General features: G+C 66.8%; 16 protein-coding genes, 1 tRNA gene and 1 pseudogene. 15 read left to right on the forward strand and 3 right to left on the reverse strand.

Going from position 1 to position 14,936, the window contains the following annotated elements; translation table 11 throughout:
* Positions 1-5: 5 nt before the first annotated feature.
* Positions 6-497 carry an NADAR family protein gene (locus tag HNP52_RS21995; protein WP_184170911.1) on the reverse strand — a complete coding sequence of 164 codons (492 nt, stop codon included), beginning with the start codon at positions 495-497 and terminating at the stop codon, positions 6-8.
* A 48-nt stretch (positions 498-545) separates the two neighbouring features.
* On the opposite strand from HNP52_RS21995, the gene HNP52_RS22000 reads away from it, so the two are divergent.
* The 15 genes and pseudogenes from HNP52_RS22000 to HNP52_RS22070 all read left to right on the forward strand — a co-directional run.
* Positions 546-890, forward strand: a complete 345-nt coding sequence (locus HNP52_RS22000) for a hypothetical protein (protein ID WP_184170914.1) — start codon at positions 546-548, stop codon at positions 888-890.
* Between the two features lie 163 nt (positions 891-1,053).
* Positions 1,054-3,159, forward strand: coding sequence for a conjugal transfer protein TraG (locus tag HNP52_RS22005; RefSeq protein WP_184170917.1), 2,106 nt, complete (start codon positions 1,054-1,056; stop codon positions 3,157-3,159).
* A gap of 7 nt (positions 3,160-3,166) precedes the next feature.
* The gene (locus HNP52_RS22010; RefSeq protein WP_184170920.1) at positions 3,167-3,559 is read left to right on the forward strand and encodes a CopG family transcriptional regulator; all 393 of its coding nucleotides are present in this window, start codon (positions 3,167-3,169) and stop codon (positions 3,557-3,559) included.
* Positions 3,560-3,561: 2 nt separating this feature from the next.
* Positions 3,562-4,548: a P-type conjugative transfer ATPase TrbB gene (trbB, locus tag HNP52_RS22015; protein ID WP_184171301.1), complete on the forward strand. Its 987-nt coding sequence runs from the start codon at positions 3,562-3,564 to the stop codon at positions 4,546-4,548.
* Entirely contained in the window at positions 4,548-4,877 is a 330-nt protein-coding gene (locus tag HNP52_RS22020) for a TrbC/VirB2 family protein (protein ID WP_221416618.1), read from the forward strand. Before trbB ends, HNP52_RS22020 begins: the two co-directional genes overlap by 1 nt.
* On the forward strand, positions 4,874-5,146 hold the full coding sequence (locus tag HNP52_RS22025) for a VirB3 family type IV secretion system protein (protein WP_184170924.1): 273 nt from the start codon (positions 4,874-4,876) through the stop codon (positions 5,144-5,146). Before HNP52_RS22020 ends, HNP52_RS22025 begins: the two co-directional genes overlap by 4 nt.
* Positions 5,140-7,572 (forward strand): conjugal transfer protein TrbE, encoded by a 2,433-nt coding sequence (trbE, locus tag HNP52_RS22030; RefSeq protein ID WP_184170927.1) that lies wholly within the window; start codon positions 5,140-5,142, stop codon positions 7,570-7,572. The genes HNP52_RS22025 and trbE overlap by 7 nt, the downstream gene beginning before the upstream one ends.
* 5 nt (positions 7,573-7,577) lie before the next feature.
* Entirely contained in the window at positions 7,578-8,291 is a 714-nt protein-coding gene (gene trbJ, locus HNP52_RS22035; RefSeq protein ID WP_184170930.1) for a P-type conjugative transfer protein TrbJ, read from the forward strand.
* A 104-nt stretch (positions 8,292-8,395) separates the two neighbouring features.
* Positions 8,396-9,706, forward strand: a complete 1,311-nt coding sequence (gene trbL, locus HNP52_RS22040) for a P-type conjugative transfer protein TrbL (RefSeq protein ID WP_184170933.1) — start codon at positions 8,396-8,398, stop codon at positions 9,704-9,706.
* On the forward strand, positions 9,706-10,467 hold the full coding sequence (trbF, locus tag HNP52_RS22045) for a conjugal transfer protein TrbF (protein WP_184171307.1): 762 nt from the start codon (positions 9,706-9,708) through the stop codon (positions 10,465-10,467). Before trbL ends, trbF begins: the two co-directional genes overlap by 1 nt.
* Positions 10,464-11,417 (forward strand): P-type conjugative transfer protein TrbG, encoded by a 954-nt coding sequence (gene trbG, locus HNP52_RS22050; RefSeq protein WP_184170936.1) that lies wholly within the window; start codon positions 10,464-10,466, stop codon positions 11,415-11,417. The genes trbF and trbG overlap by 4 nt, the downstream gene beginning before the upstream one ends.
* Positions 11,410-12,615 carry a TrbI/VirB10 family protein gene (locus HNP52_RS22055; protein ID WP_184170939.1) on the forward strand — a complete coding sequence of 402 codons (1,206 nt, stop codon included), beginning with the start codon at positions 11,410-11,412 and terminating at the stop codon, positions 12,613-12,615. Before trbG ends, HNP52_RS22055 begins: the two co-directional genes overlap by 8 nt.
* Positions 12,612-12,839, forward strand: coding sequence for a DUF2274 domain-containing protein (locus tag HNP52_RS22060; protein ID WP_184170942.1), 228 nt, complete (start codon positions 12,612-12,614; stop codon positions 12,837-12,839). Before HNP52_RS22055 ends, HNP52_RS22060 begins: the two co-directional genes overlap by 4 nt.
* A 1-nt stretch (position 12,840) precedes the next feature.
* Positions 12,841-13,119 carry a hypothetical protein gene (locus HNP52_RS22065; RefSeq protein ID WP_184170945.1) on the forward strand — a complete coding sequence of 93 codons (279 nt, stop codon included), beginning with the start codon at positions 12,841-12,843 and terminating at the stop codon, positions 13,117-13,119.
* A 95-nt stretch (positions 13,120-13,214) separates the two neighbouring features.
* Positions 13,215-14,183 (forward strand): annotated as a pseudogene (locus HNP52_RS22070) (recombinase family protein); the annotation flags it as partial.
* Here the strand turns inward: HNP52_RS22070 and HNP52_RS23210 are convergent.
* Positions 14,082-14,498 (reverse strand): hypothetical protein, encoded by a 417-nt coding sequence (locus HNP52_RS23210; RefSeq protein WP_260396326.1) that lies wholly within the window; start codon positions 14,496-14,498, stop codon positions 14,082-14,084. The pseudogene HNP52_RS22070 and the gene HNP52_RS23210 overlap by 102 nt on opposite strands.
* A gap of 252 nt (positions 14,499-14,750) precedes the next feature.
* Positions 14,751-14,827, reverse strand: a tRNA-Trp gene (locus HNP52_RS22075).
* Positions 14,828-14,936: the final 109 nt, after the last annotated feature.

Here is a 14,936-nt window from a genome sequence, read left to right on the forward strand (position 1 = left end):
TGAGATCAGGCCGCGGCCTGAATCCGGTTCTCATCGATGCCGCCGGAACGCAGTTCCGTACGCAACTCCATGAGCATGACGCCGAGCATGTTCTTGCCCACGCCATTCACTTCACCCCAAAGTCGATTGACCTCGTTGTCGACGGTCGCGCTTTCAACGAGGCGAGCGGTTCCGGTTGAGAGAAGCAGTTCTTTGAGGTCTGGGTGTTGCTCGAACTTTGCGCGAAGCACGCCGCGCATCCGATCGTACTTTGACGTCGACCAGCCTGGCGCCACGTCCCAATAATAAAGTCCATGTGCCGCCATGGCGAGCAAGGCGGGCGAGGGGGCCTTCATTAGCCATTCCTTAACTGCAGGCTTGCGCGGCTTGCCAGCCTGATAGGCGTGCTCGCTCGTCGGGAAGGTTTCACCCTCAAATTCGATCTCGCGCCGATAGAGATTGCTGAAAGCGCCATAGGGCTTCTCGCTCGCGCGGTAGAAGCGGATTTCGTTCGCCATCATCTTACCCTCTTGCAAATTTGCAAGAATAGCTACATGCAAATTAGCATGAAGGCAACCTCAGAAGAGATTTCGGTGCTGCGCCAGCAGATCGCCGTCGCTCGGGCGAATAGTCCTTTATCCGACACAGAAATCGGGGATTTGACAGGCGTTCACCCCAGCCAGGTCGGGCGAATCTGCCGAGGAGAATTCAAGACGATTGGGGGCGGCGTTGTGCAGATTTGCAAGGCCCTCGGCATGCACATGGAAAACGCTCCGCTCGATGCGAGCGAAGAGAATGTTGCTTGGCGGAGGCTTGAGGCTAGCCTCCGCAGCCTTTGGGACAAGACGCCAGAGGGTGCAGATAAGATCGTCCGCGTCCTTGATACGATTGGATCGCTGCGCAGCAGTTAGGTCGAGCGCGCCGTTGATGAGGACTGCCTCCAAGCTTCGCTAGCGATATTCGGTGCGGGCGTAGGCGTACCAAGGCGTACATAAGGGCCGTAAGAGATTCCGAGCGCCCAGCGCAGATTTGGCTCCCGGGCCGCGCGTATCCGCGCAGCCCCGCGAGGGCCACATGACACCAACCAAGCTCCTTATCGGCCAGATCCTGATCGTGTTCGCGATCATGATGCTGGGCGTCTGGGCGGCGACGCAGTGGGCTGCGGCGATGCTGGGCTATCAGCCCGCGCTGGGCCCGGCCTGGTTCAGCGTCGATGGCTACCGGTTCTACAAGCCCTGGGCGCTGTTCGGCTGGTGGTTCCACTATGACGCCTATGCGCCGCACGTGTTCGACAAGGCGGGGATGCTTGCCGGCGCGAGCGGCTTTTTCGGCTGCGCTGCGACGATCGTGGGATCGCTGTGGCGGTCTCGGCATGCGAAGAACGTCACCACCTATGGTTCGGCACGCTGGGCGACGCCGCGGGAAGTTCATGCCGCTGGACTGCGTGGCGATGCCGGCGTGTTCCTGGGACGGCTGCGCGGGCGCTATCTGCGCCACGACGGCCCCGAGCACGTCATGGCGTTTGCGCCGACGCGCTCGGGCAAGGGCGTCGGCCTTGTCGTGCCGACCTTGCTCAGCTGGACCGGCTCGGCGGTGGTCCACGACATCAAGGGCGAGAATTGGCAGCTGACCGCGGGCTGGCGGTCGCACTTCTCGCACTGCCTGCTGTTCAACCCCACCGACCCATGCTCGGCGCGCTACAATCCGCTGCTCGAAGTCCGCCGCGGCGACCATGAGGTCCGCGACGTTCAGAATATCGCCGACATCCTGGTCGATCCGGAAGGCGCGCTCGAGCGGCGCTCGCACTGGGAAAAGACCAGCCATTCGCTGCTGGTCGGCGCGATCCTCCACATCCTCTATGCCGAGGAAGAGAAGACGCTCGCCCGCATCGCGACCTTCCTGTCCGATCCGCAGCGCTCCTTCGTCGATACGCTGAAGCGGATGATGGCGACCAACCATCTGGGAACCGCCGATGCCCCGCGGGTCCATCCGGTGGTCGCATCGGCCGCGCGCGAATTGCTCAACAAGTCGGACAATGAGCGTTCGGGCGTGCTGTCGACCGCCATGTCGTTCCTGGGGCTCTACCGCGATCCGACCGTCGCGCTCGCGACCTCGACCTGCGACTGGCGGATCGCCGACCTGGTCGAGGCGGCGCACCCGGTATCGCTCTATCTGGTCATCCCGCCGTCCGACATCTCGCGGACCAAGCCACTGGTCCGTCTCATCCTCAACCAGATCGGGCGGCGGCTTACCGAGCGGCTCGACGCCGATCGCGGCGGCCGCCGGCACCAGCTCCTGATGATGCTCGACGAGTTTCCGGCGCTGGGCCGATTGGACTTCTTCGAGACCGCGCTCGCCTTCATGGCCGGCTACGGCATCCGCGCCTATCTGATCGCCCAGTCGCTCAACCAGATCTCCAAGGCGTATGGCGAGAACAACGCCATCCTCGACAATTGCCATGTCCGCGTGGCGTTCGCGACCAATGACGAGCGGACTGCCAAGCGGATATCCGACGCGCTCGGCACCGCGACCGAGCAGCGTGCGATGCGCAACTATGCCGGGCACCGTCTCGCACCCTGGCTCGCCCATGTCATGGTCAGCCGCCAGGAGACCGCCCGGCCGCTGCTGACTCCCGGCGAGGTGATGCAGCTGCCCGCCGGCGACGAGCTCGTCCTGGTCTCGGGGCTCGCCCCGATCCGCGCCAACAAGCTGCGCTATTTCGAGGACCCTGCCTTCAGCGCGCGGATCTGCCCGCCGCCCCCGCTTGCCGACACCGGCCATGGCGACCGTCCGGCGCCGCGACCCGACGACTGGGGCACCGTTGCGCGCATGACCGACATCCGCTTGCTGGCTGACGCCCAGGGTGCGGCCGAGACCGGGAATTCCGATGCCGATGCCGAGGGCGCGACGGAAGCGAACAATTCGGGCGCAGCCGAAGCTGCCGCCGCCGCGGACGAAGGCGGTGTCCAGCAGGAGCGGCATCCCGGCCTTGCCGTGGAGGCTCCGGTCGCACGCGAGCCTGCCGGTACCGGCGACCCGCTCGGGCTGGGCGAGGAAGAGGAAGACGGCGCTGTCGACCAGCGCGCCATGGATCGCGTGCGCGGTCTGGACGCAGTCACCCGGGCGCATGCCCTCAACGAAGGCCAGGGTCGCGATGACGACCTCGTGCCGAGCTTCTGAGCCGGCGATGAAACCGCGCCACCATCTCTATCTCGACGAGGCGCTCACCGAGCAGCTCGAGGCGCTCGCGCGGAAGCCGGGCGGATCGAAGTCGGCGATCGTCAGTGCCGCGCTCAGCGCCTATTTCCTGCGCCAGGGCGCCCGCGAGGTCGACGACCTGCTCAAGGTCCGCCTCGACCGGATCAGCAACCAGCTGGAGCGGATCGAACGGGATGGACAGGTGCTGCTCGAATCCTTCGCGCTGCTGGTGCGCTATTTCCTCAACGTCACGCCGCCTTTGGGGGAGGACGACAAGGTGGGCCGCGCCCTGGGCCGCGACCGCTTCCACGCCTTTGTTGGCCAGGTCGGCCGGCTCGTCGCCGAGGGCAAGCGCACGCTCGATCCGGAGGGCGAGCAATGAGCATGATCGGCGCCGAATCCGCCGATCGCCGCCGGGCGATGCTGCATACCGCGATGGGGCCGGGGATCGCCGCCGCGCTCGACGATCCGCGCGTGCTCGAGGTCATGGTCAATCCCGATGGGGCGCTCAGGCTCGACCTGCTCGGGGAAGGACGGATCGACACCGAGGTTCGCGTCCAGCCCGAACAGGTCGAGCGGATCATTCGCCTAGTGGCGACTCATGCCCGCACCGAAGCGCATGGCGACGCGCCTATCGTCTCGGCCGAGCTGCCGCCGCACGGGAGCGGAGGCGGGGAGCGCTTCGAGGGTGTGCTGCCGCCCGTGACGCTCGGGCCCTGCTTCTCGATACGCAAGCCTGCGACCCGGCTCTACACGCTCGCCGACTATGTCCGCGACGGCATATTGTCGGACGAAGGCGCGGCGCTGCTCGCGATGGCGATCCGCGAGCGCCGCAACATCCTGGTCGCGGGCGGCACCAGCTCGGGCAAGACCACCCTTGCCAATGCTTTGCTCGCCGAAATGGCTTCGCTCGACGAGCGCGTCATCCTGATAGAGGACACGCGCGAGCTGCAATGCCCGGCGCCCGACACCGTGGCGCTGCGCACCCGCCCGGGCATCGTGACGATGGCCGATCTGGTCCGGTCGACGCTGCGCCTGCGCCCCGACCGGATCATCGTCGGCGAGGTGCGCGGGCCCGAGGCGCTCGACATGCTCAAGGCCTGGAACACTGGCCATCCCGGCGGGATCGCCACCGTCCATGCCAACAGCGCGTTCGCCGCGCTCTTCCGGCTCGAGCAGCTTGTCCAGGAAGCGGTCGTCACCGTGCCGCGCCGGCTGATCGCCGAGGCGATCGACCTGGTCGTGTTTATCGCCGGCCGCGGTGCCGCGCGCCGCATCGAGACCATCGCCGCGCTCGCCGGGATCGACCCCGACGGCAACTACGCGGTCCGCGATTTTGCCCCGTTCACCCAAGCGCAAGGAGTATCCTAATGAAAATCAGTAGCATGAAATCTGCGCGCGTGTCGGGTGTCGCGATGGTCGCGGCGGCGATGCTGGCGGCGGGCGCCGCGCAGGCGTCGGGCGCGGGCATGCCCTGGGAAGAGCCGCTCCAGCAGGTGCTCGAATCCGTCCAGGGCCCGGTCGCCAAGATCGTCGCGGTGATCATCATCATCACCACCGGCCTGACGCTGGCATTCGGCGAGACCGCCGGCGGGTTCCGGCGCCTCATCCAGATCGTTTTCGGCCTCTCGATCGCCTTCGCGGCGTCGAGCTTCTTCCTCAGCTTCTTCAGCTTCGGCGGCGGGGCCCTGCTGTCGTGAACGCCGCCGGCCAGCCTATCGAGGGGTTCGAGGTCCCGATCTTCCGTTCGCTGACCGAGCCGATCCTGCTGGGCGGCGCGCCGCGCGGCCTGGCGATCATCAACGGCACGCTGGCGGCAGCGGTAGGCCTCGGGCTCCAGCAATGGTTGGCCGGCGTCGCGCTTTGGCTCCTCGGCCATAGCGTCTCGGTGTTCGCCGCGCGCCGCGATCCCGAATTCCTGCCCATCCTGCTCCGGCACCTCCGCCAGAAGGGACGCTTCGCATGTTGAACCTTCGCGAATATCGGCACCGTGCCGATCGGCTCGCCGACCATCTGCCCTGGGCGGCCTTGGTCGCGCCGGGCGTGATCCTCAACAAGGACGGCAGCTTCCAGCGCAGCTTCGCCTTTCGCGGGCCCGATCTCGAAAGCGCGACCGAGGCCGAACTGATCGGCATCTCCGCCAGGACCAACAACGTGCTGCGCCGCCTGGGCTCGGGCTGGGTGCTCTATGTCGAGGCCGAGCGCCGCGAGGCTCTGGGCTATCCCAAGAGCGACTTTCCCGATCCCGTGTCGGCCCTGGTCGATGCCGAACGCCGCGCCGGCTTCGAAGGCGGCCGCGCCCATTTCGAGAGCCGATACCATCTGACCCTCCAATATCTGCCCGAGGCGGATCGCACCGACGCGGCAAGCCGGGCGATGCTCGATCGCGGGGAGGGGAAGGGGCGCGACTGGCACGAGGCACTGGCCCAGTTCGTCGGCGAGACCGATCGCATCCAGGATCTCCTGTCCGGGCTGCTCCCCGAGATGCGCGCCCTGGAGGACGGCGAGACACTGACCTATCTCCACCGTGCCATCTCCGAGCGGAGCCATCCGGTCGCGGTGCCCGAGACTCCGCTCTATCTCGACGGCCTGCTCGTCGATACCGAATTGACCGGCGGGCTCGAGCCGATGCTTGGGCAAACCCATGTCCGCACGCTGACCATCGCCGGCTTTCCGGCCTTGAGCCGGCCTGGGCTGCTCGATGCGCTCAACCATCAGGACTTCGCCTATCGCTGGGTCACGCGCTTCATTGCGCTCGACAAGACCGAGGCGACCAAGGCGCTGATCCGCATCCGTCGGCAATGGTTCAACAAGCGCAAGTCGATGACCGCGATGCTGCGCGAGGTGATGTACAACCAGCCGGCCCAGCTCACCGACAGCGACGCCGACAACAAGGCCGCCGACAGCGACGCGGCACTGCAGGCGCTCGGCCAGGACCATGTCGCTTTCGGCTATCTGACCGCGACCGTGACGGTGATGGATCGCGATCGTGCCGCGGTCGAGGCCAAGGTTCGCGCGGTCGAGCGCATCGTCAACGGTCTGGGCTTCACCATTCGTCGCGAAGGCGTCAACGCGGTCGAGGCCTGGCTCTCCTCGCTGCCCGGCCATGCCTATGCCAATGTCCGCCAGCCGCTGATCCATACGCTGAACCTCGCGCACCTGATGCCGTTGTCGAGCGTCTGGGCTGGGCCCGAGCGCAATGACCATCTGGACGGTCCGCCGCTTCTCTATGCCGAGACCAGTGGTGCCACGCCGTTCCGGCTCTCCACCCATATCGGCGATGTCGGCCATATGCTCGTCGTGGGGCCGACGGGTGCGGGCAAATCGGTGCTGCTGGCGCTGCTCGCCTTGCAGTTCCGCCGCTATCCAGGCGCGCAGGTCTATATCTTCGACAAGGGCCTATCGGCGCGTGCGGCGGTGCTGGCCTGTGGCGGCGGTCATCATGCGCTGGGGCTGGACGGTATTGGTGACAACCTCGCCTTCCAGCCGCTGCGGCGCATCGACCGCGCCGCCGACCGCGTCTGGGCGAGCGACTGGATCTCTGCGCTGATCGCGCATGAAGGCGTCGCGCCCACGCCCGAGATCAAGGACATGATCTGGTCGGCGTTGCAGAGCCTCGCCACCGCGCCGGTCGAGCAGCGCACCCTGACCGGTCTTGCGCTGCTGCTCCAGTCGGCGGCGCTGCGGGTGGCGCTCGCGCCCTATACGCTCGAAGGGCCCTATGGCCGGCTGCTCGATGCGGCCGAAGACGATCTCGCGCTTGCCGACCTGCAATGCTTCGAGACCGAGGCGCTGATGGGTCAGCCGAGCGTGGTCGCGCCGGTGCTGCACTATCTCTTCCATCGTCTGGAAGCGCGCTTCACCGGGAGGCCGACCTTGCTGGTGCTCGACGAGGCCTGGATCTTCCTCGACCATCCGCTTTTCGCTGCGCGCATCCGCGAATGGCTGAAGGTGCTGCGCAAGAAGAATGTCGCGGTGGTCTTCGCGACGCAGAGCCTGGCCGATATCGCCGGCTCGTCGATCGCCCCGGCGCTGCTCGAGAGCTGCCCACAGCGGATCCTGCTCGCCAATGACCGCGCGGTCGAACCGCAGCTGCGCGAGACCTATCAGCGCTTCGGGCTCAACGACCGCCAGATCGAGCTGATCAGCCGCGCCGCGCCCAAGCGGCACTATTACCTGCAATCCGCGCGCGGCAACCGGCTGTTCGAGCTTGGCCTCGGGCCGCTCGCCCTGGCGCTCTGCGGCGCCTCCGATCCCGACAGCCAGAAGCGGATCGATGCCGCGTTGGCGTCCGGTCTCGGCTTAGACTTCGCTGCCCGTTTTCTCCAATCCGCCGGCCTGGATTGGGCAGCCGAGATCCTCGCCGGCACCGCCAGCATCCTGCCCCAGGAGTGACCATCATGTCCCGCTTCGCCTTTGCCTTGCTCCTCCGTGCCGCGCTTCCCGTCGGCGTCGCTGCGATGGTCGTGCCCGCGCCCGTCCAGGCCCAGATCGCGATCGTCGATGTGGATTCCTTCGCCAATGCGGCGCGCACGCTGAAGATGATCGATCAGCAGATCCAGCAGCTCCAGAACGAGGCGCAGATGCTGCGCAACCAGGCGCTCAATCTGGCGCGAACTGAGTTTCCGGACCTTGCCGAGCTGACCGCGCGAATGAAGGAGATCGGCCAGCTGATCCAGCAGGCACAGGGCGTCGCCTTTCGGGTCGGTCAGGTCGACCAGCAGTTCGGCAAGCTCTTTCCCGACTTCGACGCGCGGGCTGGAGCCAACGCAATCGCGGCGCAGGCCAAGGCGCGGCTCGACACGGCGATGGCGGGTTTCCGCCACACGATGAAGGTCCAGGCCGACATCGCCGAAAATGTCGAGGCCGACGTCGCCACGCTCGGCAAGCTCTCGGAGAGGAGCCAGAACGCGGTCGGTGGGCTGCAGGCCGTACAGGCGACCAATCAGCTACTCGCGCTCGCCGCCAAGCAGCAGCTGCAGATCCAGCAGCTGCTCGCGGCCCAGTTCCGCGCCGAAGCGACCGACAGTGCGCGGCGCGCCCAGGCCGAACTCGATGCACACGCGACGACCACCAAGTTCCTCGGCTCGGGCACGGCCTACACGCCGCGCTGACCACCTTGCTCGGCGACGGTGCCTCCCCCGACGCCGAGCGCCGCAGGGCGCAAGCGTGCGCCCCCGACGATGCGCCCTGCGGCACCCTTTGAGGATGTGACGCGATGAACGACCTCAATGTGATCGACCGGTTCCTGGCGGACTTCATCCGCTATATCGACCACGGCTTCGGGCTGCTCGGTCCCGACATCGGCTTCCTCACCAGCACGTTGATCGCGATCGACATCACGCTGGCCGGCTTGTTCTGGGCGATGGGCGGCGAGACCGATGTTCTCGGCAAGCTGCTCAAGAAGATCCTTTATGTCGGCGCGTTTGCCTTCATCCTGAACAATTTCTCGCGTCTCGCCGACATCCTATTCCGCTCCTTTACCCAGGCCGGGCTGACCGCTGCCGGGGGGACGATGACCGCGGACCAACTGCTCCAGCCTGGGCGTTTGGCGGGCACCGGTTTCGCTGCGGCCTGGCCGCTGCTCGACCAGGCCAAGGACCTGCTCGGCTTCACAAGCTTCTTCAGCAACTTCATGACGATCATGGTGCTGCTGATTGCCTGGGCGATCACGATCATCGCGTTCTTCGTGCTGGCGGTGCAGGTCTTCATCACCATCCTCGAGTTTAAGCTGACCACGCTCGCAGGCTTCATCCTGGTGCCGTTCGCCTTGTGGAATCGCACCAGCTTCCTCGCCGAGCGCACGCTTGGATCGGTGGTCAGTTCGGGCATCAAGATCATGGTGCTCGCCGTCATCATCGGCATCAGTTCGGGCTTCTTCACCGAGTTCGCCGAGGCCGTGAAGGGCACCGAGCCCGATCTTGGCCAGGCGATGAGTCTCGTGCTGGCGAGCATGACCCTGCTCGGCCTCGGCATCTTCGGACCCTCCGTCGCTTCCGGCTTGGTCGCTGGCGCGCCCCAGCTCGGTGCCGGTGCCGCGATCGGCACCGCTGCGGCGGTGGCCGGCGGCGCGATGCTTGGCGGCGGCGCCGTGGCCGGGGGCGCCCGGATGGCGGGCGGCGCAGGGCTGGGCGCGATCCGCGCGGGCACCTCGATGGGGAGCGCTGCCTCGACCGCCTATAAGCTCGGCCAGGAGACTTCGGGTTCCAGCTCCTTGAGTGCTGGCATGTCCGGGGTCGGCACCGCCGCCGCCGGGGCGATGCGCCAGCGCGCGGGCGCGGCGCTGGGTCTCGGCCGAGCCGCCGAGCGCGGCGGCAACGCCGCCTGGACTGCCGGCAACACCGGAGGCGGGAGCGGCGGGTCGTCGCCGGCTTCCGACGGGCAGGGTGGCGCGATGCCCGGCTGGGCGCGCGACCTGCGCGCCCAGCAGACCGCCCGCCATCACCGTCAGGCCGCGCTGCAGACGCTCAAGGAGGGCGATCGCGGCGGCGCCTCCGCCACCCCCGACATCAAGGAAAGGGATGAATGATGCAGTTCCGAAGGAGCAGCCAGCGCTTTGGCACCACCCCCGAGCCGGAGACGCGCTATCAGCGCGCGGGACAGCTTTGGGACGAGCGGATCGGCTCGGCGCGGGTTCAGGCCCATAGCTGGCGGCTGACGGCGCTTGGCGAGCTGGTGGTGATCGGCGGCTTGTCCGCTGGCCTGATCTGGCAGTCGATGCAGAGCCGCGTCGTACCCTATGTCGTCGCGGTCGATCAGCTCGGTCAGGCCCAGGCGGTATCGCCGGCCGACACCGCCTACACGCCGACCGATCCCCAAATCGCATGGTTCCTCAGCCGGTTCATCCTCGACGTGCGCTCGGTGTCGCTCGACCCGGTGCTGATGCGGCAGAACTGGCTCCAGGCCTATGACTTCGTGACCGAGCGGGGCAACGTCCAGCTGAGCGAATATGCCCGCGCGGCCAATCCGTTCGCTCAGGTCGGCGACAAGTCGGTATCGGTTCAGGTGACCAGCGTCGTGCGCGCCTCGCCCAGTTCCTTCCAGCTGAAGTGGACGGAGAGCGCATTCGCGCGTGGCAATCTCGCGGGCACGACGCGCTGGACCGCGATCCTGACGGTGCGCCTCCGGCTGCCCAAGAGTGCTGACGTGCTCCGGCGCAATCCGCTCGGCCTCTATGTCGATGCGGTCGACTGGAGCCGCGAGCTCGAGACCCCGGCACCGCCTGCGCCCACCGCATCTGCTCCGGTGGCCACCCCGATCCCCGAACCCAAGACGGAGTCCGTACAATGATCCGCCATTTTCTGCCCATGCCCGGCCTGCTGCTTGCCGGCGCGCTCCACGCCCAGACCATCCCGGCGCCCACTCCCGCGCCGGTATCGGCGCCGTCCTCGGGCGTCACGCCGCCCGTCCAGGTCGCCGCACCGCCGCCCGCGGCCCTGCCCGTCGAGCCACGGCGGCCCTATCGGCTACCCAAGGCGGCGGGTCGTGTCGCCAAGGCCAATCGCGCGGCGACCCGCGAACCGGCCGCCGCCGGCTATCTCGGGGCCGAGCAGATCTACCCCTATGTCGAGGGCACGCTCTACCGCGTGTTCGGGGCCCCCGAGCGCGTCACCGACATCGCACTCCAGCCCGGCGAGGCGCTAGTCGCGATAGCTGCGGGGGACACCACCCGCTGGACGATCGGCGACACCAGCAGCGGAAGCGGGGAGGGCAAGCGCACGCATATCCTCCTGAAGCCGTTCAGCGCGGGGCTCGCCACGAACCTGGTCGTGACCACCGATAGGCGAAGCTATCACCTCGAACTCGCCAGCACTCCGGCGACCGCAATGGCGGCGGTGTCCTGGACTTATCCGGCCGATGCGCTGATCGCGCTGAAGCGGGACGCCGCCATCGCCGAAGCCGCGCGGCCGATTGCCGCAGGCGTCCCGCTCGAGGCGCTACGGTTCAGCTATCGGATCAGCGGCGACAATCCCGCTTGGCGGCCGTTGCGCGCCTTCGACGATGGCCACCAGACCTTTGTCGAATTCCCCGCCGGCATCGCCCAGGACGATGCGCCGCCCTTGTTCGTGATTGGTCCGGACGGCGCGGCCCAACTCGTCAATTACCGCATCGCCGGGCGCTTCTACATCGTCGACCGGCTTTTCGCCGCGGCCGAGCTCCGGCTCGGCGGCAAGAAGCAGCAGGTGGTGCGGATCACGCGTGACGACGGGCGCAAGCACCGCGGAGGGCGCCATGACTGAAGCCGCCCCGGAAGCTGAGGCTGCGGCAGCACCCGCTCCAAAGGCCGATCCTGAGACTTTGGTGCTGCGGGCGCGACCGCGGCCGGTGGTGCGGTTCCGGCGTGGCGTGATCGTCGGAGCCGCACTGCTTGGCTCGACCGCGGTCGCCGGCATCGCCTGGCTTGGCCTCAAGCCGATCCATCTTGCCCCCGGCACTCTGACCGAGGCGGGCGCCGACCCGCAGCCACGGAACGCCGAAGACGCGCTCGGCAAGGCACCCAAGAGCTATGGCGATATTCCCAAGCTCGGGCCGCCGCTACCGGGCGACCTTGGCAAGCCGATCCTCGACCATCAGCGCAGCCTCGCCGAGCCTATGGCGCCGATCGATCAGGACGCCGCGCAGGCGGCGCAGGCCATCGAAGCCGAACGGCAGCGCGTGGCGGCCGAGCGCAAGGCGGCGCGCGAAGCCGGGGTGATGGTCGCGACGAACCATGCTCAGGCCGGACCCGACCCGATGGCACCGGCCGCGGCGCCGGTACCTGCGTCGCCGGGGAGCGCTCCCGCCGGCCAAGGCGGAAAGCTCGCCTTTCTCGAACGGAGGGCGGGCGACGAGGTCGTCGATCCCGGCCGCCTCCAGCCGGCGGCGGCGTCCACGGTGCTGAGCGCGGGCAGTGTAATCGCAGCCAGCCTCATCACCGGCCTCAATTCGGACCTGCCGGGTTTCGTCATCGCGCAAGTGAGCCAGCCCGTTTTCGACAGCCCGACGGGCAGGACGTTGCTGATCCCGCAGGGCGCGAGACTTCTCGGCCGCTACGACTCCGTGGTCGCGTTTGGTCAGACCCGGGCGCTGGTCGTCTGGCAGCGGATTCTGATGCCGGACGGAAGTTCGATCAGCGTCGACAATCTGCCCGCGACCGACACGCAGGGCTATGCTGGGCTCGCCGACAAGCTCGACCTGCATAGCTGGCAGCTCTTGAAGGGCGTCGGCCTCTCGACGCTTCTTGGGGTCGGCACGCAGCTTTCGCTCGGCAACGACGAAAGTGATCTGGTTCGTGCGATCCGCGAGTCCGCTCAACAAGGCGGTGCGCGCGCCGGCGACAGGCTGGTGGAGCGCGCGCTCGACGTCCAGCCGACCATCCGCGTGCGGCCGGGTTGGCCGCTGCGCGTCATCCTGCACAAGGATCTGCTGCTGCCGGCCTGGACGGGAACGAGGCCGTGACCGGCTTGCGCCTCGCCAAGCTGCCCGATCGTACGCCGGTCAAGCTGGCGGTTTCGATCTCCCCCGACCTGCATTCGGCCCTCTCCGAATATGCGGCGCTCTATGCCGAGACCTATGGGCGCGAGGAACCGGTGGCCGAGCTTGTGCCGGCGATGCTCAGCGCCTTTCTCGACAGCGACCGGGAGTTCGCCAAGCGGAGGCGGGCGCCTCCGGCGGGAAGCTGACATGGCGCCGAGGGAGACGCATCGGCATTGGACGGACCGCGGTCCGGTCGAGAATCCCGCCCTGGGGCGGGGGGGCGCGGTCCGCCTGCGCTATTCGCGCGCGCTCATCGAAGAGACGATCAGGGTGTGGCAGCCTTATTACGAAGCGCCGCTCACCGAGGCGGACGCCCATCAGATCATCGAGAACATGACGATGTTCGCAGGGGCGTTGATGGGTCTGGGCGGGATCGTCCGGCCGCGCGGCGAAGACTTGTCCGAAACGGACAAGTCTCGCCCTTGACGCCTTGCCATCCGGCCCAAGTCCGCCAGACTGCGAAGGCGGCCGGCGGTGCCCTGACATGCGTTCCGTCGGCGCCATGTCAGCGGGAGTGAGCCATGAGAAGACAATCGGATCGCCATCAGCCGTCCCCGAAAAGCAAGCGCGCTGTTCTCTATGCGCGTGTCTCCTCGAAGGAGCAGGAGCGCGAGGGCTTCTCAATCGATTCCCAGGTCAAGCTTCTCAAGGCCTATGCCGAGGAGCAGGGCTACAAGATCGTTCGCGAATATATCGATATCGAGACCGCCAAGGCGAGCGGCCGGACCTATTTCGGCGAGATGATCGCCTATCTGCGCAGCCATCCCGCGACGGACACGGTCCTGGTCGAGAAGACGGACCGGCTCTACCGCAACCTCCGCGACTGGGTGACGATCGACGACCTCGACCTCAGCATCCATTTCGTGAAGGAGAATATCGTCCTCGCGCCGGACTCGCGCTCCTCCGAGAAGTTCCTCCACGGCATCAAGGTGCTGATGGCCAAGAACTATATCGACAATCTTTCGGAGGAGGTTCGCAAGGGGATGCTGGAGAAGGCCGAACAGGGAATCTGGCCGTCGGCCGCGCCCACCGGCTATCGCAACGTCATCGGGCCGAACGGCAAACGCATCATCGAGGTCGAACCCGACACCGGTGCCCGGGTTACCCGGCTTTTCGAATGGTATTCAACGGGCCTGTACTCGCTCAAGCAGGCGGCCGCGCGGGCGCGAGCCGATGGCATGACCTTCCGCGGCAGCAGAAAGCCCATCAGCTTGAGCAGCGTCCACAAGATCCTGCGCTCGCGGATCTACACCGGTGAGTTCGAATGGCTGGGCAAGCGCTATCAGGGCTCGCACGAGCCGCTGGTGTCGATCGAGACCTGGGAACGGGTGCAGGGCGTCCTCGACGGGCGCCATACGGCGCGCATCCGCGGGATCGAGAAAGACTTCCTATTCACCGGCATGATTAGCTGCGGCCATTGTGGCTGTGCGCTCGTCGGCGACATCAAGAAGAAGAAATACATCTACTACCGCTGCAGCCACGCGAAGCGGAAATGCCCCGAGCCCTATGTCCGAGAGGAGGTGTTGCTCGACCAGGTCGGCGACATGTTGGACCGTGTGTCGCTTTCGCCGGAGATGTTCCAGTGGTTGCGGAACGCGCTCCGGGAGAGCTTCACGGAAGTGCGTACCGATCACGACACGGCGGTGGCGCGGCTCACCAGGGAGCGGGAACGCCTTCGCGAGCGTCTCGGGCAGGTCTACATGGACAATCTCGATGGCCGCATCGAGGACGAGATTTATGCGGCGCTCACGGCGCAGTTCCGGGATCAGGAGCGCAAGGTCGCCAAGGAACTCGAGCGGCGGCACGAGGCCGATCTGAGCTACTTCGACGATGGAATCGCATTGCTGTCGGTTGCGCAGGATTCGAAGCGTCGGTTCCTCGAGGCCGATTTAGCGGCCAAAAAACACGTGCTTTCGGTGGTACTTTCGAACTGTTCGTTTCGGGATCGAAAGCTTTCGGCGGAGTACCGTAAGCCCTTTGATATCCTTGTGGAAAATACACCGCACGAAGGCGCCGCCGAAAAGGGCGGACGCGGCAAAAAAGCCAAAAATGCGAAGTGGCAGGGGCGCTCGGATTCGAACCGAGGGCCTTCGGTTTTGGAGACCGACGCTCTAACCAGCTGAGCTACGCCCCTGTGCGGACCGCGCATCTAGCGCGCGAAAGGGAAGGGAGCAAGGGCTAGCTTGGATTTGTTGCAAGCGGCGGGAAAGTTTGGGGAAAAGCGGAATTCCCGGAGCGTCCGG

Source organism: Sphingomonas kyeonggiensis (assembly GCF_014204495.1).
GTDB classification, from domain to species: Bacteria; Pseudomonadota; Alphaproteobacteria; order Sphingomonadales; family Sphingomonadaceae; genus Sphingomonas; species Sphingomonas kyeonggiensis_A.